22 protein-coding genes are annotated in these 18,956 nt (G+C 47.1%); 15 read left to right on the top strand and 7 right to left on the bottom strand.

All coding sequences use genetic code 11. The features are described 5' to 3' along the window. Positions 1-60: 60 nt before the first annotated feature. Positions 61-2,187, top strand: a complete 2,127-nt coding sequence (locus PQI28_RS05540) for a DNA topoisomerase III (protein ID WP_339962726.1) — start codon at positions 61-63, stop codon at positions 2,185-2,187. Between the two features lie 15 nt (positions 2,188-2,202). On the opposite strand, the gene ytzI is transcribed toward PQI28_RS05540, so the two are convergent. After that, on the bottom strand, positions 2,203-2,394 hold the full coding sequence (gene ytzI, locus PQI28_RS05535; protein ID WP_214692862.1) for a YtzI protein: 192 nt from the start codon (positions 2,392-2,394) through the stop codon (positions 2,203-2,205). 144 nt (positions 2,395-2,538) lie between these two features. Between ytzI and PQI28_RS05530 the strand changes: the two genes are divergently transcribed. After that, on the top strand, positions 2,539-3,651 hold the full coding sequence (locus PQI28_RS05530) for a PP2C family protein-serine/threonine phosphatase (RefSeq protein ID WP_339962725.1): 1,113 nt from the start codon (positions 2,539-2,541) through the stop codon (positions 3,649-3,651). 39 nt (positions 3,652-3,690) lie between these two features. Here PQI28_RS05530 and PQI28_RS05525 read toward each other — a convergent pair whose 3' ends face one another. After that, positions 3,691-4,626: a magnesium transporter CorA family protein gene (locus PQI28_RS05525; protein WP_074033258.1), complete on the bottom strand. Its 936-nt coding sequence runs from the start codon at positions 4,624-4,626 to the stop codon at positions 3,691-3,693. A gap of 156 nt (positions 4,627-4,782) precedes the next feature. Between PQI28_RS05525 and PQI28_RS05520 the strand changes: the two genes are divergently transcribed. Next, entirely contained in the window at positions 4,783-5,145 is a 363-nt protein-coding gene (locus PQI28_RS05520) for an Hpt domain-containing protein (RefSeq protein ID WP_339962850.1), read from the top strand. Between the two features lie 39 nt (positions 5,146-5,184). On the opposite strand, the gene PQI28_RS05515 is transcribed toward PQI28_RS05520, so the two are convergent. Next, a complete protein-coding gene (locus PQI28_RS05515) occupies positions 5,185-6,066 on the bottom strand; it encodes a chemotaxis protein CheV (RefSeq protein ID WP_074033256.1) in 882 nt (293 codons plus the stop codon). Between the two features lie 222 nt (positions 6,067-6,288). Between PQI28_RS05515 and PQI28_RS05510 the strand changes: the two genes are divergently transcribed. The 9 genes from PQI28_RS05510 (at position 6,289) to PQI28_RS05470 (ending at position 14,584) form a co-directional block, all read left to right on the top strand. Then, complete coding sequence (locus tag PQI28_RS05510; RefSeq protein ID WP_074033255.1) at positions 6,289-7,725, top strand: NADP-dependent glyceraldehyde-3-phosphate dehydrogenase; 1,437 nt, start codon at positions 6,289-6,291, stop codon at positions 7,723-7,725. A gap of 108 nt (positions 7,726-7,833) precedes the next feature. Continuing rightward, positions 7,834-8,808 carry an MBL fold metallo-hydrolase gene (locus tag PQI28_RS05505; protein WP_337873969.1) on the top strand — a complete coding sequence of 325 codons (975 nt, stop codon included), beginning with the start codon at positions 7,834-7,836 and terminating at the stop codon, positions 8,806-8,808. Then, the gene (locus PQI28_RS05500; RefSeq protein ID WP_339962724.1) at positions 8,805-9,548 is read left to right on the top strand and encodes an SDR family NAD(P)-dependent oxidoreductase; all 744 of its coding nucleotides are present in this window, start codon (positions 8,805-8,807) and stop codon (positions 9,546-9,548) included. The genes PQI28_RS05505 and PQI28_RS05500 overlap by 4 nt, the downstream gene beginning before the upstream one ends. A gap of 15 nt (positions 9,549-9,563) precedes the next feature. After that, positions 9,564-10,739, top strand: a complete 1,176-nt coding sequence (locus PQI28_RS05495; RefSeq protein ID WP_339962723.1) for an ABC transporter substrate-binding protein — start codon at positions 9,564-9,566, stop codon at positions 10,737-10,739. Further along, positions 10,726-11,499 carry an ABC transporter permease gene (locus PQI28_RS05490; RefSeq protein ID WP_339962722.1) on the top strand — a complete coding sequence of 258 codons (774 nt, stop codon included), beginning with the start codon at positions 10,726-10,728 and terminating at the stop codon, positions 11,497-11,499. The genes PQI28_RS05495 and PQI28_RS05490 overlap by 14 nt, the downstream gene beginning before the upstream one ends. Further along, entirely contained in the window at positions 11,496-12,203 is a 708-nt protein-coding gene (locus PQI28_RS05485) for an ABC transporter permease (protein WP_339962721.1), read from the top strand. Before PQI28_RS05490 ends, PQI28_RS05485 begins: the two co-directional genes overlap by 4 nt. After that, positions 12,200-13,087: an ABC transporter ATP-binding protein gene (locus PQI28_RS05480; protein WP_339962720.1), complete on the top strand. Its 888-nt coding sequence runs from the start codon at positions 12,200-12,202 to the stop codon at positions 13,085-13,087. The genes PQI28_RS05485 and PQI28_RS05480 overlap by 4 nt, the downstream gene beginning before the upstream one ends. Further along, positions 13,080-13,661, top strand: coding sequence for a CDP-alcohol phosphatidyltransferase family protein (locus tag PQI28_RS05475; protein ID WP_224861370.1), 582 nt, complete (start codon positions 13,080-13,082; stop codon positions 13,659-13,661). Before PQI28_RS05480 ends, PQI28_RS05475 begins: the two co-directional genes overlap by 8 nt. Next, positions 13,658-14,584: an NAD(P)/FAD-dependent oxidoreductase gene (locus tag PQI28_RS05470; RefSeq protein ID WP_339962719.1), complete on the top strand. Its 927-nt coding sequence runs from the start codon at positions 13,658-13,660 to the stop codon at positions 14,582-14,584. The genes PQI28_RS05475 and PQI28_RS05470 overlap by 4 nt, the downstream gene beginning before the upstream one ends. Positions 14,585-14,600: 16 nt before the next feature. Here PQI28_RS05470 and PQI28_RS05465 read toward each other — a convergent pair whose 3' ends face one another. Next, on the bottom strand, positions 14,601-14,954 hold the full coding sequence (locus tag PQI28_RS05465; protein ID WP_224861366.1) for a hypothetical protein: 354 nt from the start codon (positions 14,952-14,954) through the stop codon (positions 14,601-14,603). Between the two features lie 102 nt (positions 14,955-15,056). Beyond that, on the bottom strand, positions 15,057-15,371 hold the full coding sequence (locus PQI28_RS05460) for a thioredoxin family protein (RefSeq protein WP_012726511.1): 315 nt from the start codon (positions 15,369-15,371) through the stop codon (positions 15,057-15,059). Between the two features lie 129 nt (positions 15,372-15,500). Here PQI28_RS05460 and PQI28_RS05455 point away from each other — a divergent pair, with 129 nt between their 5' ends. Then, positions 15,501-16,043, top strand: a complete 543-nt coding sequence (locus PQI28_RS05455) for a PadR family transcriptional regulator (RefSeq protein WP_074033894.1) — start codon at positions 15,501-15,503, stop codon at positions 16,041-16,043. A gap of 6 nt (positions 16,044-16,049) precedes the next feature. Here PQI28_RS05455 and PQI28_RS05450 read toward each other — a convergent pair whose 3' ends face one another. Next, positions 16,050-16,880, bottom strand: coding sequence for an aldo/keto reductase (locus PQI28_RS05450; protein WP_339962718.1), 831 nt, complete (start codon positions 16,878-16,880; stop codon positions 16,050-16,052). A 72-nt stretch (positions 16,881-16,952) separates the two neighbouring features. On the opposite strand from PQI28_RS05450, the gene PQI28_RS05445 reads away from it, so the two are divergent. Next, positions 16,953-17,483: an NUDIX hydrolase gene (locus PQI28_RS05445; protein ID WP_214692812.1), complete on the top strand. Its 531-nt coding sequence runs from the start codon at positions 16,953-16,955 to the stop codon at positions 17,481-17,483. A gap of 112 nt (positions 17,484-17,595) precedes the next feature. Then, the gene (gene fur / locus PQI28_RS05440) at positions 17,596-18,075 is read left to right on the top strand and encodes a ferric iron uptake transcriptional regulator (RefSeq protein ID WP_012726507.1); all 480 of its coding nucleotides are present in this window, start codon (positions 17,596-17,598) and stop codon (positions 18,073-18,075) included. Between the two features lie 43 nt (positions 18,076-18,118). Here the strand turns inward: fur and PQI28_RS05435 are convergent, their stop codons facing one another. Next, positions 18,119-18,955: a Cof-type HAD-IIB family hydrolase gene (locus PQI28_RS05435; RefSeq protein ID WP_337873978.1), complete on the bottom strand. Its 837-nt coding sequence runs from the start codon at positions 18,953-18,955 to the stop codon at positions 18,119-18,121. Position 18,956: the final 1 nt, after the last annotated feature.

The following is an 18,956-nucleotide window of genomic DNA, read 5'->3' as shown; positions in this document are numbered from 1 at the left end:
AAGAAGCAATCCCACCACGTACGTCTTGCCACGAAACTTAAGGCAAAGTAAGGAGTTCTTATGAGACTAATCATCGCGGAAAAGCCATCGCAAGCTCAAAAGTTGGCGGCTCCCTATCCATCTAAAAAAAGAAAAGATGAGATTGAAATCTCACCATGCTCACGTTTCCCGGAAGGGGCGATTGTCGTTTGGGCGGTCGGTCACCTTTGCGAACTGCAGGAGCCGTCACACTATCGTCCTGAATGGAAGTCTTGGAAATACGAGGCACTTCCGATTGTTCCGGAACGGTTCGATTATCGAATCTCGAAAGGGAAATCAAAACCGTTTTACGCCATCAAGAAATGGCTTCATGACCGCTCCATCACCGATGTGATTATCGCATCGGATGCCGAGCGGGAAGGGGAGGCGATTGTTCGATTAATTCTTCGACTCGCGGGAAACAAAAAACCGTTAGCACGACTTTGGATTTCGAGTCTGACGGAGCAAGCGGTCGACCGCGGATTCTCTCAACTGTTACCGGGTGAGCAAACAGTCCCTTATTATCATGAGGCGATGAGTCGCGCATGTGCCGACTGGCTCGTTGGCATGAACGCATCCCGGGCATATACGACCTTGTTGAAAACAATTGGGATCGAGGACGTGTTCTCGCTCGGTCGTGTCCAGACACCGACACTCGCCTTGATCGTCAATCGCGAACGAGAAATCAAGCAGTTCGTTCCAGAACCGTACTTTGAAGTCGAGGCGACACTTGCAAAAGGTCGGAGCACCTTCAAAGCAAAATATACACTCGGAAAGACGACGAAACTCAAAACGCGTGAGGAGGCAGACGCGGTCGTGAAACGAGCTTCCGGCACCGCCACGGTCAAAACAATCGATAAAGAAGAAAAGATGGAGCAACCTCCATTTTGGTTCAGTTTATCCGGGCTTCAGGCAGAAGCAGGGAAACGATTCGGTTTCGGGGCGAAAAAGACGCTCGATATCGCTCAAAAGCTTTACACGAAAGGGTGGATCAGTTACCCGCGGACAGATTCTGGCTTTGTCACCCCAGATGAAGCGACGCTATTCCCTCAGACGAAGGCGAGATTGCTGAAGTCAGCCGCTTATGAGGGTCTTCGCGACGTCTTAACCGAGGATCCGTCAAAAAATCGTCGATACGTAAATGCGAAAAAGGTCAGTGATCACTACGCAATCATTCCGACCGAAGCTTGTGGTGACGTCACACGTCTCGGCGGCGATGAGGCAAAGCTGTACGATTTGATCAACCGACGTTTTCTCGCGGCATTTGCACCTGCGGCGAAGCTCGAGAAGACAACAGTTGATTTGATTGATGGAAACGACCTATATCGGGCAAAAGGGACCGTCGTCGTGAGTCCAGGTTATCGTCAAGTCGTCGAGATGAAATCAAAAGACGTCGAGCTTCCTGCATTGACTATCGGCGAAGAATTGAAAGAGAAGAAAATTGAAGTGTTGTCAAAACAGACGGAGCCGCCGAAGCGGTATACGGAAGGTTCACTGATCATGGCGATGAAAGTCGCAGGAAAACAGCTCGATGACGAAGAGCTGATTCATATCATGAAAGAAGTCGAAGGTCTTGGCACCGAGGCGACACGTGCTAACATTATCGATGGATTGAAAAAGCGCGGTTATGTTCAACTTCAGAAAAAAGAGCTCGTTCCGACAGACAAAGGACGTCTCTTGATTGATGTGCTTGGGGACAGTATTTTAGCATCGCCTGTCATGACGGCGAAATGGGAGAAACGCCTTCACGAAATCGGCCAAGCATCGGCATCTGCCGCTGAGTTCATAGAACAAGCGAAAAAGATGTCGATTCATTTGGTTGAAGAGGCGAAGTCACGAGTCGAGGCAGCAAACCCGGAAGGTTATACGATTGAGGCGAAGCGTTACGGGAAAAAAGGAGCGACTCGACCGAAACCCTCGTTTGGAGTCTGTCCGAATTGTGGCAAAGCCCTCGTTGAGCATCCGAAGTTCATCGGTTGTAGTGGTTACCGGGAAGGATGTCGCTTCACCGTCTCCAAACAAGTACTTGGTGTCGGACTGGTGAAAGATGAGTTGAAGCAAATGATCAACGGAGGTCAATCGAACGTGCATACGTTCAAAAAAGGCGAGAAGACGTTCAATGCTTCTTTATATCTTGAAAAAGGGACGCTCCGATTCGAATTCAAATAAAAGAAGGGTCGCGTATTAAAGCGGCCCTTCTGTCTTGTCAGTCTTTTCTTGTTTTTGGTCAGACTCGATGCGACGATTGATTTCGTCATAGTCTAGAACGATGTCGTCTTTGTTATCTTTGTAGGCATATCCTTTTTGAATGACGACGATGGATGCGATGAGGACGAGTAAAATAATCAAACCGCTGACGGCAAATATCCAGGCCATAAGAACCCCTCACTTTCTCTCTTCAGTATGCCAAATAGTGAGTCGATTCTTCAACTGGAATGAACAGGCGGTAATCTCGTGTGACATTGAAAAGATATGGTACAATACGATGTAGAACACTACGTAGAGAAGGAAGGGATAGTCATGGCGATTTTGATTGTGGACGACGAACCGGTCAATACGCTCGTTCTCGAGCAACTGCTTCACCAGCACGACTATGAGACGAAATCGGTCTCGAGCGGAGAAGAAGCGCTCGAATTATTGATGGCCCCACAAGCCGCATCGCTGTATGATCTCGTCCTGTTGGATGTCGAGATGCCCGGGATTTCTGGAATCGAGACATGTAAACGAATTCGACAGATGGCTGATTACGAAGAAATGCCAGTCATCATGGTGTCGGGTCGTACAGATGAAAAGCAGATTGCTGAGGGACTAGATGCAGGAGCGTCAGACTATACGACGAAACCGATCAAGGTGACGGAGTTGCTCGCACGTATCCGCTCTGCTCTTCGCTATAAAGCGGCCGTCGATGAACGGAAAATCTATGAGACCCGTCTCCAATACGATTTGGATCTTGCGCAAAAAATCCAACAAAGTGCGCTCACGCCACCAATCAGTAATGAAGAGATTGACGTGCGCGCTCTCTATCTTCCATCAAAAAAATTAGCGGGGGATATGTATGCGTGGTTCCAGGTCGCACCGGATCGGTATGGTGTCATCATCTTTGATGTCATGGGTCATGGGGTCTCTTCGGCACTCATTACGATGGGTATTCGCTCGATTCTTCCGGGACTTGTTGGAAATGTTCAGTATCCGGTGGACGTGATGACCGAGTTGAATCGTCAAATGACGTTCTTATTCTCGGGTGACGATATGCACAGTTACTTTACAGCGGTGTATTGCTATATCGATACAACGAAGCGTCGAATTGAGTATGTGAATGCAGGGCATCCTCCAGTCATTGTGACGTCAGAAGAAGGCAATTGTCGTCTTGAGACGACGGGAGTACCTGTTGGCATGTTCGAAGAGCCAAATTATGAGTCTAAAGAAGTTGATATTGCTCCGGGTATGACACTTCACATGTACACGGATGGACTCATGGAATGTTACAGCAAAGATATCGATGATGGGATTCGCTGGCTTGAGAAGGACGTCTCCACGTACGGTCTCGACTATAGTCGTCACGTTGCAGAGCAACTCGTCCCGAAAATTGAAATTGAGGATGACCTTTGTCTCGTTACGGTCAAAATCACATAACAAAGAGCCTGACGTATGATGCGTCAGGCTCTTGTACGTTTAGAAATATCGTTTTCGCCATAGGATATAAAAGGCAAGACCAGAAAATCCAATCATCATAGTAATCGCCATGATGAATCCGAACGGCTGTCCTTCCCATGGAACTTGGACGTTCATCCCAAAGATTCCAGAAATCATCGTTGGAATACTGAGGACAATCGTAATCGACGCTAAGAACTTCATGACGAAGTTGACGTTATTCGAAATGATTGACCCGAATGCCTCCATCTTAATGCTGATGATGTCATTATAAATCGACGCCATTTCCATAGCTTGGCGGTGTTCGACGAACACGTCTTCTAATAGTTCTTCATCCTCTTCATGTTTCTCCAAACTTGGTGTCTTGACGATTCGGTCTAAGACACTATCGTTCGCTTTCAAAGAGGTCATGAAGTAGACGAGGGATTTCTGCAGGTTCATCAACTGAAAGATCTCTTGATTTCGCATCGAACGTTGTAGTTCCTGTTCAAGCTCATCCATTCTTCGGTCGATTTGTCGCAAGAAACGTAAGTACGTCATACTCACCCGATGTAAAATCTGAAAGACGAAACGACTTCGATAATTCGTCCGGAACAGTCGTGCTTTGCCGTTTGCGAACAAGTTCAAGACGTCAAGCTCACGTGAACAGACGGTGATGAAATGTCGTCCAGTCACGATGATACCAAGTGGGATTGTATTATAAGTTCGCCCAGTATCATCTTCCTCCACGTACGGGACGTCAATGATCATGAGAAGTCCCTCATCATCTTTTTCAAAACGCGGTTTTTCTTCGATATCAAGTGGGTCATATACAAAGTCTTCTGGAATGCCGGACGCCTCGATGACTTGATCGGCCTCATCTTTTGTCGGATTCACGAGTTGAATCCAGCTTCCTTTATCAAAGTCTTCGATTTCATCCACATGGCCTGATGCGTCAGTACGGTAAATCGTCAGCATGCATCTTCCTCCTACCTTAACTCAATCTTATTATAGGTAGCGAAAATGAAGAGTGCAATCCAAAGCAGGAGATTTTTTGTTTTCTCTAGAAAACATGTTACAGTGAGAGGGAACGGTTGGATAATCGTTTATTGAGGAGGGGTTATATTGACAAAAATGCCCGAAGACGCTCTGTTCAATGAGGCCAAATTAGCGGAGCTCCACCAAATCGCAAATGGAAATATGGATTTTTTAAATAAAATTGCAAACACATATATCAAGCAGTTCGAGGAAAAATATCCTGAACTGCAAGCTGCTATCGAGTCGAACGACTATTCACGGGTCGAACAACTCGCCCATTTGTTAAAAGGGGCGTCCTATTCGGTCGGCTTGGAACAGACAGCGCTTCTTTTTCATGACCTTGAAGTGGCAGGCGAGAATGCACATCTTGAAGGTGCAAATGAGACACTCGCGACAATCGAGTCGCATAGTCAGCGTTTTTTAGTCGAATGGAACCATCATTTTGAGCAGTTGACGTAAAAAAAGTTTGCGACCGTGAAGAAGTCGCAAACTTTTTTGTTATCCTACAAATTCGTCAAGTGTCGCAATCAAAATCCCAATTTCAGGTTTCGTGATTTGAGCGTTCGCCCCGACGGCCTCACCCTTATGCTTCAAGTCGTCTGAGATGAGCGACGAGAAGATGATGATCGGGAGGGACGCGTAACGGTCCATCTCTCGAAGACGCTTTGTTAAATGGAGTCCATCCATCTGTGGCATCTCGATGTCCGTGATGAGAAGGTCGCACTCTACGCCATCTTGTTCGAACGCATCGAGCGCCTCTTTCCCATTGTTGAAAACGGTCGTGTTGAAGTAACCCGCATCATCCAACGTATCGAGGATGAGTGAGCGAAGCATTTCCGAATCTTCAGCAATCCAAATGTTTTTATTCGAACGTTCGCGAGCCCCGAGGCGTTTGACTGATTCGCGGGCCATGATGTCTTTACGAGAAAGTTCGAGTGCGATTCGTTCATAATCAAGTAAGATGATCATTTGGTCACCTGTTTTGACGACACCATTCGTGATGCCTTGGACGCCACGTGCAAGGTCGGAAGGCGTATCAATCTGCTCCCACGAGATGCGTTTGATCTCCGTCACCTGATCGACGCGAAGAACTGATTTTTCCCCGTTAAACTCACAGACAATCAATCGATCGTCACTTCCGACCTCACGCGGATGATTGATGACCATCGGAAGGTCGATGACGGTCATGACTTCGCCCCGTAATTCAATCAGTCCCATGATTGCCTCTGGTGTGCCCGGAAGAGGTGTCAATGGAAGCATCGTGATGATTTCACGTACTTTCATGACGTTGATACCGAATAAAAACGGTCCAGCTTGGAAGATGACGATTTCAAGTTCGTTCGTTCCAGCCTCTAGTAAAATATTATGATCAGTGCTCAATGGTTGTCCCTCCTATTTCACGTACTCTCTCCTTTACTATCGGTTTCAGATCATCAAATCTATAGTGAAAAGTTGTTGAACTCTCGTCAGAATTCACAAAAAGTTTCATAGTAACCGTTTACATCTTATAAACTGAATCGTTATAGTTGTCCAATGCAAAAAAATCTGCATACAATGGGGTTGGCAACGAGATATTACAGCTTACTCAGGAGGCAGATAGAGATGATGAGTATGAACACATATCCATATTTATTAAATGGTCAATGGCAGGAATCATCAAGTCAGGAAACGATTGAACTCGTTTCACCATATAAAGACGAAGTCGTAGGTCGCGTTCAGGCGATGTCACGCGATGAAGTCGATGCAGCCATCCATGGCGCAAAACGTGCACAACAAGAATGGGCGGCGCTTCCGGTCAACAAGCGCGCTGAATTGTTGTATGCATGGGCAGAGAAACTCGAAGAACGCGTCGATGAGATCGGTCAAATCATCATGCAAGAAGTCGGGAAAAACTTGAACGATGCGAAAAAAGAAGTCGTTCGTACAGCTGAAATCATCCGTTACACAGCGGAAGAAGGCATTCGTTTCAATGGTGGATTCATGCAAGGTGATTCGTTCCCTGGTGGTTCGAAAAACAAGATGGCTATCATCAAGAAAGAGGCGCTTGGTGTCGTGCTCGCGATTTCACCGTTCAACTACCCGGTCAACTTGGCAGCGGCAAAAATTGCACCTGCTCTCGTCACAGGTAATGCGGTCGTCTTCAAACCAGCAACTCAAGGTGCAATCAGCGGAATCAAGATGGTCGAAGCCCTTCATGACGCAGGACTTCCAAAAGGTCTCTTGAATCTCGTGACAGGACGCGGTTCGGTCATCGGAGATTATTTGACGTCTCACCCAGGAATCGACATGATCACATTCACAGGTGGAACAGGTACAGGTCAACACTTGTCACAACAAGCGTCAATGGTACCGGTCGTGCTCGAACTCGGTGGGAAAGATCCGGCGCTCGTCCTTGAGGATGCGGATTTGACACTTGCGGCAGATCAAATTGTCAGTGGTGCATTCTCGTACTCAGGTCAACGTTGTACAGCCATCAAACGCGTCTTCGTCCTCGAAGACCAAGCGGATGAGCTCGTTGGCATGTTGAAAGAACGCGTCGCGAAACTCTCGGTCGGTTCGCCTGAAGAGAACAGCTTCATCGTTCCTTTAGTCGATGCGAAAACGACAGATTACGTTCAAGGTTTGATTGACGATGCGGTCAACAAAAAGGCGACGGTCGTTCATGGAAATGAGCGTGAAGGAAACCTTATTTATCCGACATTACTTGATCATGTGACGACAGACATGCGTGTCGCATGGGAAGAGCCGTTCGGACCAGTCCTTCCTGTCATCCGCGTGAAATCACTCGAAGAGATGATTGAACTCACGAACGAATCTGAGTTCGGTCTTCAAGCGAGTGTCTTCACTCAAAATGTGAATAGCGCCTTTACAGTCGCTGACAAGCTAGAAGTCGGTACGGTCCAAGTGAACGGACGTACGGAACGTGGTCCAGACCACTTCCCATTCATCGGCGTGAAACAATCGGGACTTGGCGTTCAAGGAATCGGGCGTAGCCTCGAGACGATGACACGCGATAAAGTGACGGTTATCAACTTATAATATTCACCATTCGTGAGGGGGAGATGTCCCCCTCTTTTTTGTTTGATTGAAAACGCATCTTTCAGACGGGTATAATGGAGAAAGACAGGAAGAAGGGGTGGTGATGACGTGGCGGACTGGATTTCAAGCCAACTGGCAAGACTCGATATTCCGACACCGTTCGAAGTTGGAAACGTGAACGTATATATCGTTGAACATAAGAATCGCTTTTTTATGGTCGACTGTGGACCAGATACGGAAGAAGCGTGGACTTCATTGAATCGGCAACTTGAAGAGCTTGAACTATCGTTGTCTGACATCGACTTTTTATTTTTGACGCATCATCATGCCGACCATGCGGGGCAGGCGTGGCGACTTCGTGATGCCTCGATTCCGGTGTATGGGCACGAGAAGCTCGTTCGATACTTAGAACAAACCCCGAATTTTCTAAAAAGGGGCAACCACTTTTTACATGAATTGGCGCTCTCATTTGGAGCACCGGCGCCACTCGTGGAAAAATTGCCAGACTATCGGGAAGCATTACGTTGGATTGGGCCGACGACCGTCACCATGACGTTTAGTGACGGACAAGCTGTGACACCGGACGGGGCGTGGCAAACGATTCATTTGCCGGGACATGCGAGTGACCAGCTCGGATTGATCGGTCCTGGAGGCGTTTTGATTGCGGGAGATCACTTGATTGATAAGGTCGAACCAAATCCACTCATTGAACAACCGTATGAGGATGAAGGGTTTGCCTCACCGGTTATTCTCTACATCGATTCACTTAAAAAGTTGCGTGGAATCGATTTGAAACTTGTCGTCAGTGGACATGGTGAACCGATTCATCATCCGAACGATTTGATTGAAAACCGGATCCGACAACGGTATGAACGCAGTGAACAATTGCTCACTGAATGGGAAGATGGACTCAGTGTCTTTGATTGGTCGATGAAATTATATGGGAGAAAGATGCGAAGTGGTATGCCACTCGTCTTTAGCGAGGTGTTCGCACGACTCAGTTTACTCGAAGAGCGTGGCGACATCGAGAGACGCCGAGATGACCAAAAATGGATTTATACAAAGAAAGAAGAGATGTCATGAAACGGGTAGTCATTACAGGTGCGTCAAGCGGACTCGGTGCCGCATTGGCGCATTCTTTTTATGAAAAAGGATATAGCGTGTTGTTGATTGGAAGACATGAAGAACGTCTGAAAACCATTGCGACCATGTGTGAGGGAGAATGGATACGCGCGGACGTCACGAAGGCGGATGCTCTTGTTGATGATGTGATTGAGCGATTTGGGAAGTTTGACGTTTGGGTCAATAACGCAGGAATGGCTGAATTTGATTTCGTGACTGATCAATCGACCGATGTGATGAAAGAAACGATGCATGTGAATGCCGTCGCTCCGATGTTGTTATCGAGGAACGCTGCCCGAGTGTTAGATCGTGGAGGTATCATCATCAACATCTGTTCGCAAGCTGCAAAAGTTCCGACACCGAAATCAGCTGTATACGCTGGGTCGAAGGCGGCACTTTTACAGTTTTCGAACGCCCTGCGACTCGAGTTGAAGCCACGTGGCATCCATGTCATGACCGTCAATCCGGGACCGATTGCCACGCCGTTCTTTGATCGGGCCGATAAGAGTGGTACATATGCACAAAGCGTTAAAGGAATCATGCTTGATCCGAAACGATTAGCCGACGCGATTGTCAAAGGGAGTTTGACGCGCAAACGCGAGATCAATGCGCCGTGGTGGATGAATATCGGTGCGAATGTGTATGCAATATGCCCAACTATGTTCGAAGTGCTCGCAAAACGGGGATTTGAGAAAAAGTAAAAAAGGGGGAGAACGATGAAGAAATGGAGAGTATTGCTCGCAACGCTTATGCTTACTTTCGTTGCAGCATGTGGGAATGAAGAGGCGGTTGAGTTTTCGGACACATTCGAAGCTGCGGCTGAGTCAGCGGAAGGGTCGACCGTCAATCTATATATGTGGGGTGGGGACGAAGGAATCAATAGCTATATTGATGACTATGTGGCACCCCGGCTTGAGGAATCTTACGATGTCGAATTAAATCGTGTCGCGATGGATACGGCAGAATTCGTACGTCAGCTATCGCTCGACAAAAAAGCGGACAGACAAGTCGGAACAATCGACGTCGTCTGGATTAACGGCGATAATTTCCGAAATGCGAAAGAAGCAGGACTCCTTCGGGATGGACTGATGGAGCGTGTCCCAAATGCCACGTTATTAAATGAAACGGCTCAACAATCAGATGCCGGTACACCGACAGATGACTTGGAACTCGCTTGGGGAAATGTACAGTTTATCTTGCATTACGATGCAGCGAAAGTAGACAATCCTCCAGAATCGTTTGAGGAATTACGTCGCTGGACCGAAGACAACCCAGGTCGTTTCACGTATCCTGAAGTCACAGATTTCACTGGAAATGCTTTTGTCCGCCATCTTTTATATGAGCGCTACGGTGATGAATTGAACAAAAATGCGACCGTTGAAGAGTCGTTCTGGGATGATTTGAAAGCGTGGTCCCCGAATTTATGGAAAGAAGGACAGACGTATCCGAAGACGCTTGAACAACTCGATCAACTCTATGCATCAGGGGAAGTTTGGATGACGATGGGCTTCAATGAACGTCGAGCCGAAGCGGAAGTGAAGGAAGGCATCTTCCCGAAAGAGACACGTGCACTTCTCTTAGATCACTCGATTGCCTCGACGCACTTTTTGGCTATCCCCTTCAATTCACCAAATCCAGATGGGGCGCTCGTTCTCATTCAAGAACTGTTATCGCCAGAAGCTCAGCTCGTGAAACAAGGTCCTGATTATTGGGGAGATGGGACGTCACTCGATTTAACAAAACTTGATGCAAACGACCAAAAAGCCTTCGAAGAGCTAGGAGACGGCGTGACGTATCCAAATCCAGAACAGTTGCTCGAACGCTCGATTCCAGATTACGGACCGAACATCATTGATGCCGTACGCGAGGAGTGGCCGAGTGTTGCGAAGTAGTGTCGCGTTAACGATTCTCGTATCTTTTTTGCCGCTCGCTGCCCTCCTTTTTCTAGGAATGGAGGCGCTCGGGACGGATTGGGGCGCACTGTTGACAGACGAAACGTGGCGAGATAGTTTATTCACTACGCTTTATGTCGTCAGTGTGTCGACAATCGTATCGCTCGTCCTCGGAACGTGGGTTGCACGGACGGTTGTAAATCAACGATGGCGATTCACATCGACAATCTTGAAAATCCCGATGTTCGTTCCTCACATCGCAGCGGCGTATTTGTTTTGGCTATTATTTAGTGGGTCCAATGGTTTTTTGGGGATTGAGTCGAACGAGCGAGATTATGTGACGGTCATCCTGACATACATATGGAAGGAGACTCCGTTTGTCTTTTTAATGATGATTGGAACGTACGAACAATTGAATCGGGGTTACGTAGAAACGGCGAAAACGCTGCAACTTTCTCCCTATGCACAGTTCAAACATGCAGAGTTCCCGTTCTTGATTAAACCGTTGCTCGACTCGACTTGGATCTTAATCGCTTTTATTTCATTTGCGTATGAGGTTCCGGCACTGCTCGGTGTGACCTATCCGAAACTAATCGGTGTCCTCGCATACGAACGACTCTCTACGGGACTCTATTTGGAGGCGACAGAACCGTATGCCGTCGCCCTTATTTGGACATGTTTTGTCGGATTCGGTGTATTCGTGTCTTACATGATCACCGCATCCGTTCGACGACGGATTGAACGGGGGGTAAGGCGATGATTCGTCAAGGATTCATCCTACTTATTGCGTTATTCCCATTCGTCAGTTTATTTTTAGTCGCTCCGTCAATGGAAATCGGGAATGTTGAGTCCATTGTTCATACGATTGGATTAACCATTATTCTATCTAGCATCAATGTGTGGCTAGCGACGACATTTGCCTGGTGGCTCTTATGGACAGAATCGAGATGGAAAAGTGTCATAGAATGGCTCGTGTTTTTACCGTTGTTCATTCCGATGCTTGCCACTTTGTTTGGGCTTTATCTGATCTTAGCTGAAGTTGGGCTAATCGGGACGTATATCGGAGTCATAATCGCCTTGCTCGTCGTGACGATTCCATATTCAATCCGTCTCGCTTATAACGGAATGGCGGTCATCGGTCGTCCACTTTTAGAACAGGCTCGACTATTGCCGATGAGTCGACGAGTCGTCTATGTATTATATCCGCTCTTCTCGAGAACGATGCGGACCATCGCGTTATTCACGACCGTCATTTTACTCAGTCAATTCGCACTCATTCAGCTGATCGGTGCAGGATTGATCCCGACGGTGACGACAGAATTGTATCAATCTTACGCGGGAAACAATAGGAGTCTCGCGCTCTCGAACACATGGATGCTCATTTTATTCCCCGTAGTCATCTATTTTTTGCTTTCCGGATGGAATCGGTGGATGGTGCGTATGCTGAAAGGACGTCTACAATGAGTTTGAATGTACACGATTTACGTAAACAATTTGGATCAAGACACATATTAGATGGTGTCAATTTTAAAGTCGCACCTCATGACATTCATGCAATCGTCGGGGTGAGCGGCTCAGGGAAATCGACAATTCTCCGAATCATCGCAGGTCTCGAGACGGCTGATGGAGGTGATGTGTGGTGGAATCATCGCTCCTTAAACAACATTCCCGCCCATAAACGTCGCGTCACGATGCTATCGCAGACTGCATTGTTGTTCCCACATCTGACGGTAGGGGAGAACGTCACACTCGCGACACGTGGGCGTTCACGTAAACAAGCAGAACATTGGTTACAGGTCGTTCGCCTCGCTGACCGGTACGATGCTGAAATACACGAACTATCGGGTGGAGAACAGCAACGCGTGAGCCTTGCCCGGGCTCTAGCGGCAGAACCGGAACTTCTGTTATTGGATGAACCGTTCACAAACCTTGATCCGAAGCTAAAACTTGATTTGCAACGTTTCATCCGTGACTTAGTCAAAGAGCTCGGCCTCACGGCAGTATTGGTCACCCATGACCGAGAAGAGGCGATGCTCATGGCAGATCGAGTGACACTGCTTGAAGCTGGCAAGGTGACGCAGACAGGGACCGCAGAGGAGTTATATGACTCCGCACCTGGATTCGGAGACTTTGTCATGCTCGATGGCAAACTTCGACCATTGTCCGAGGTGGAAATATCCGAAACGATTGGTGAACCGGTGCAATTGATGAAGAAAATTTATCGGTTCGGTCAGTGCTTTGGAGAATATCATTTCGAGGATGGGAGGTCGGTCATGTTACCGACGCATGAATGGTTTCGAATCGGAATGACATATCGAATCAAACGAAAGGAGGAATACCATGCTTGATACGTACGGGAGTCGTTACGTCCAGCCTGTCATTGAACGGGGGGCGAATCGACTGCTCAAATGGAACTTTACACCGAATGAAGTAACCATTTTAGGCGGAATCATAGGGGTTTCGACAGGAATCTTTATTTATAATGACATGCACTGGACGGCCGTTATCTTATTGTGGCTATCCGGTTTGCTTGATGTCTTGGATGGGACGATGGCACGAAAATCCAAAACGACTGGTTTTGGAACGGTGCTCGATCTCGTCTTGGACCGGTTCGTCGAATTGTCGGTCGTGATTGCCCTCGCCCTTCGCTATCCGGAATACATGCCAATCTTTCTCATATTGATTGGATCATTTGTCATTGCGATGACGCTATTTTTGGCTGTCGGTGCAAGTAGTTCAAGGCGATCAGAGAAGACATTTTATTATCAGCCTGGAATCATTGAACGAACGGAATGCTTCATCTTGTTCACATTGATGATTCTCTTCCCGAACTGGGTCGGTGTGATTGCGCTCATCTTTTTAGTACTTGAAGTGATGACAATCACGCAACGATTCATCGAGGCGCGGAGAATTTTGCGATGAAACAAGTATTGGTTTTGGCAGGACTCGGTCACGGTCAGCTTGAAATTTTGGACCGTCTTGATGAGATTCGAGAGCATTACGAAGTTCAATTCATCGGAGGACGTCAGACGGTGTATACAGGTGCCTTCCCACAAGTGATTGCCGGGCTCATGAACTCCGCGACAGTCCAATTGCCACGACTTGAACCGGTCGCAGAACGGGTTATCTCAATTGACCCTCATCAGCAAACCGTTCAAACGGAACAGGGCTTGTTTCACTACGATCAACTTGTGCTGGCGACTGGTGCAAAGAGTAGAGGCATTGGGACACCGCTTAAACCGATGTCACAAGCTTTACTTGGCCGTATCGATTCGAGTCCAGTAGTGACGATTGTCGGTGGGGGCAAGGCCGGTGTAGAAATGGCGTTTACGTGCGCAAAGACGAAAGACGTGACGCTGTATGCGAAAAAGATTTTGCCAGACGTGCCGCTCCATAGACAGAAACAAATTGAACGTCTTCTAGTGAAATCAGGCATTATGGTCGTGAAACAACAGTTTCAAGATGACGCATCGGAGGGGCTTCTGCTAGATGCGACGGGCGTTGTTCCCGTAGAATGGTGGGCTGAATCCGGGCTTGCAAAACCTGACAATTTTATAGAGACGGATGAATATTTGCGTCATCATCAGTTTACGAATATATATGTAACAGGAGATATGGCATCCTGCTTAAATGGAGGCGTCGATGCTGTCAGATCGGGGCGCTTTGTCGCCAAGCGGTTACTCGGTGAGACGAGTCAACCATTTCGAAGACGTCAATCGATGAATATACTATTGACGACACCAGGTCGTGCCTTGCTGACATTTGGACAGTTCACGTGGCATGGGCGTCTTCCATATTATGTGAAGCGTTTCATTGACTCGCGATATGTTCGGCACTACAAGTAGTCGGAGGTCTAAAGCGTCATTCGCTCGGCAAATAGCCAATCACTTCATTCGATTCTGATTCAACGAGCACTTGTGGAATCTCGACCGTGCGCTGTGAATCAGAAGGAAACGTGACGAGCCAGGCCCTTGACCCTTCAAAGCGTGAATCAATTAATTCAAAACGATCGTCGACTGTGATGGATTGAATCGTGGCCTGTTTGCCATCTTCGTCGGTTGGTAGCCAATCCATATTGTTTAGATATTCAATTGCATGATTTATGATGACCTTCTCATCATCCGGTGGTATAGGTGATGAGGTGGATGATTGTGTACAGCCGATTAACATGAAGATAGTGAAACAAAGTGCGGTAAAAAGGCGAGTTCGAATCATGATCATTCTCCTTTCCTGTTTGGTTATTTCTTACAGTATAGACGAGGATGACATAAGCGTGTACAAAAAAATCCTGCAGCCGATAGGTCTGCAGGAATCAGGTTATGCTTGAATCGTATCGAGGAATGAACGAATTTGCATCTCCGTCTTGGCGTTTGCCGAGTGGAGGTGTTCTTGTTTTACCCCGTCTTTATAATAGAGAAGTGAAGGGATGCCGCGAACTTCTTGAGCATCAGATAATTCTGGTAGTTCGTCGCGGTCGACGACATGCCAGTTAAACTGTGGATAGTCTTTGACGAGCTCGTCGACATACATGTCGAGACGTTTGCAGTCCGGGCACCATGACGTGGTGAAGACTACCATTCCATGATCTTTTGTGGCTTCGTCAAATTGTTGTGATGAATGAATCGGTTGCATAGACAACTCTCCTTTCTTCTATCCATTTTGTCGGGTTTTAAACGAGTCGTCAACAGATTGGCATTCTCGAATTCTTAGAAGAATGTGATACACTTATAAAAATAGCATGATAAGGAAAAGGTGATGGATATGGCGTTACGTCACGCATTGCTCGGGTTATTGACCCACCAGCCTGCGACCGGGTATGCCCTGAACGCGACGTTCAAGGCGCAGATGATTCATTTTTGGAACGCACACCATACACAGATTTATCGGGAACTGTTAAAGATGGAAGAAGATGACCTCGTCTCAGCGGAGCATATTTCGCAACAGGAGTTGCCAGATAAGAAAATCTACTCGATCACGGACCAAGGACGTGAGGAGTTGATTAACTGGCTACGTCAACCGACATCGTTTCAACCAAAGATGAAAGATGAAAACCTTTTGCGAGTCAGTTTGCTTCAGTTGCTTCCAGTCGAAGAAGCGGTCCGATATATCGAAGAGACAAAAGCCCATCACGAACAAGTTGCCCAACAAATTCGAATGTTCCAGGAAGAACATCAATCTGATGAAGATACGCTCGGTTATTTATTGACGAGTGAATACGCGATTCGGATGATGGAAAACTATGCCGGATGGGCAGACTGGGCAATCGAACAGATTAAAGCGCGTAATGAAAAACACGTGACCTGAAACAGTTCAGGTCACGTGTTTTGTATAAGAATGAATTGGCAGACGGGCGAGTAGTCGGTCAAGCGCTTCTTCATCGATTTCAGTCTCGTACGCGCGAATCGTCTCGTTCAATTGCTTCACTGAAGAGGCACCCGGTAAAACGACGTCACAGAACCGCTTAGCGGCTTCGAGTGCATACGCCTGAATCGGATTAGGCATCATCGCCAATTCACTGGCAAGTTCCTCTTTTCGCCACGACTCAAATCCTTTATCCCCGAGTCGTGTCTCCCATTCATCCGTCAGTAATCCTTTGGCAAGAACACCACGTCCAACGATTGGAATCGACAAATCAAGCGTCTCTGGTCGTCGGTCAAGAAGGGAATACGGCGTCATGAGCACATCGAGAGCTCCAGAAGCGACCCACTGTTTGATGACGTTCGGTCGAATGGACGAGAGTCCGATTTGTCGGATGAGACCGTCACGCTTTTGTTTTTGCGCCCATTCAATCGTTGCGTCGAGATCGTCCTCGAGCGTACCACCGTGAATATAATATAAATCTAGATAATCGGTTTGCAATCGTTCGAGCGATCCGTGTAACGCTTCCTCTAAGTACGACGGATTAGGATTCCAACGCATCCCGTCTTCAGTCAGTTCGTTTCCACCTTTACTCGCTAAAAAGAGTTGTTTTCGTTCCTGACCTAACGTTTCCCCGATTACGCGCTCGACAGCTTGTCGTGCATAGACATCTGCTGTATCGATATGGCGAATCCCCGATTGAATGGCCGCCTCGAGGATCTTCTTTGCCTCAATTTCTCCATGTTTCAAAATGGTCATCGTTCCGAGTCCGAGTTCACTCATATGGATTCCTCCTTGTTCGAAATGTTGGTTTGACTCATAATCAGAGTATATCGAAAAGTGAGGAGTAATCATATGGAAGAAAAAACGATTGAGCGGGAAGTTATCTACGAAGGTAAGATTTTCGATGTGGAAAAGCATGTCGTCTCCCTTCCGAATGGAAACACGTCTGTGCGAGAACTCGTCTATCACAACGGTGCTGTTGCCGTGCTCGTCATCGATGAATCGGACAAAATTGTCATGGTAGAGCAGTATCGAAAAGCGTTTGAATCGATGTCGCTTGAAATCCCAGCAGGCAAACTTGAAAAAGGGGAAGAACCGGTATCGAGTGCCGAACGTGAGTTAGCTGAAGAGACCGGATATACGGCGGAGTCGCTCGAAAAGATTTTTTCTTTTTACGGAGCCCCAGGTTTTTGCAGTGAGCGAGTCGATGTGTTTGTCGCGAAAGGATTATCAGCGGGTGAAATGAATCTTGACGAGGATGAGTTTTTAAACGTGAAACGATATTCTTTTGAAGAGGCGGTTGATTTGTTAGACAGAGGTGTCATCACCGATGCGAAGACAATCATGGCGATACAATGGTGGCAATTGTCTAGATTAAAATAATTCTAATCTGAAATTTTATATGGTAAACTTACATAGTAATGATTTTAAATTGAAAATTGATTAAAACTTCGGTATGCTTTGTGTAGTGAACTATGTAAAGAGGGGGCGCCTTATGGAAACGCGAATTGAACGAATTAAACAGCAATTGAGCGCCAAAGGATATAAATTGACACCGCAACGTGAATCGACGGTTCGCATCTTACTTGAGAATGAGAGTGACCATTTGAGTGCCGAGAACGTCTTTATGCTCGTCAAGAGCATCGCACCAGAGATCGGACTCGCAACGGTGTATCGCACACTTGAGTTATTGACTGAGCTCGGTGTTGTCGACAAAGTCAACTTCGGTGACGGGGTCGCACGCTTTGATTTGCGTCCTGAAGGGGCGAATCATTCGCACCACCATCTCGTCTGTGTCGAATGCGGCTCGGTCGAAGAAATCATGGAAGACTTGCTCGTCGATGTCGAGAAAAAAGTCGAGAGCAAATACGAATTTCTCATTAAAGACCATCGCTTGACGTTTCACGGCATCTGTAAAGTATGCCAAGCAAAAGGCGTCACGCTCGAAGGTCATAAAGCAGTGATCAACGGTTAAAAGATGAAGGACAGACGGCCCAATCGGGTCATCTGTCCTTTTTTCAATGAGTAATGTATCGTTCAAGAACTCTTGAAATCCCGTCTTCATTGTTTGATGTCGTGACTTCACTCGCTATGTCAATCAGTGCCCCGACTGCATTTCCCATGGCAATTCCGATTCCAGCGTACTCAATGATTGAACGGTCGTTATGACCATCTCCGAAAGCAATGACCTGTTCACGGTCAATCGACAATTCTTCAAAGACGTGACGAAGCGCTTTCGCTTTATCGATTCCTAAATCGGTGAATTCGTAATACATCGCTGCCGTGAACATACTCGTGACCCGATCGTCAAAAGGGTCTGCCATAGCAGGTGCGACTTCTTGTAAATAATCAGGTTGACCTGCGACGAGGATTTTATGAACAGGGAACTCGATGATGTCTCTTAAATTCGGCTCTTCGCGTAGTTGGAATCGTCCGCCTCTCGACTCGTATTCGATGATGTTAACGAGTTGTCCGTTCACCTCAATCATTCCGGCAAATACATCTTTTACATACATATACGTTTCATCGTTAATCATCGGAATGACGTCGAAATTCTCTAAATGCTTTAAAATTGAGCGAACATCCTCGATTTGCATCGCTTGTTCAAACAACGTATCGCCTGTCGTAGCGTCCGTGACACAAGCTCCATTTGAAGAAACAATCAGCCCGTTGTACTCGTTTAGTCTCAACTCTTCGGCATAGGGCAACATCCCGCGTTTCGGACGGCCAGAGGCAAGAACGACTTTGACACCTTGTCGTTGTAATGCCATGAGCGTGCACTTCGTCTGTTCGGTAATCAATTTCTGGTCATTCAACAACGTTCCGTCTAAATCAAGTAAAATAGCCTGAATCATA

Origin of the sequence: Exiguobacterium sp. USCH10 (assembly GCF_037619445.1) — a bacterium.
Lineage (GTDB): Bacteria > Bacillota > Bacilli > Exiguobacteriales > Exiguobacteriaceae > Exiguobacterium > Exiguobacterium aestuarii_A.
This window is presented reverse-complemented; position numbering and strand designations above follow the sequence as displayed.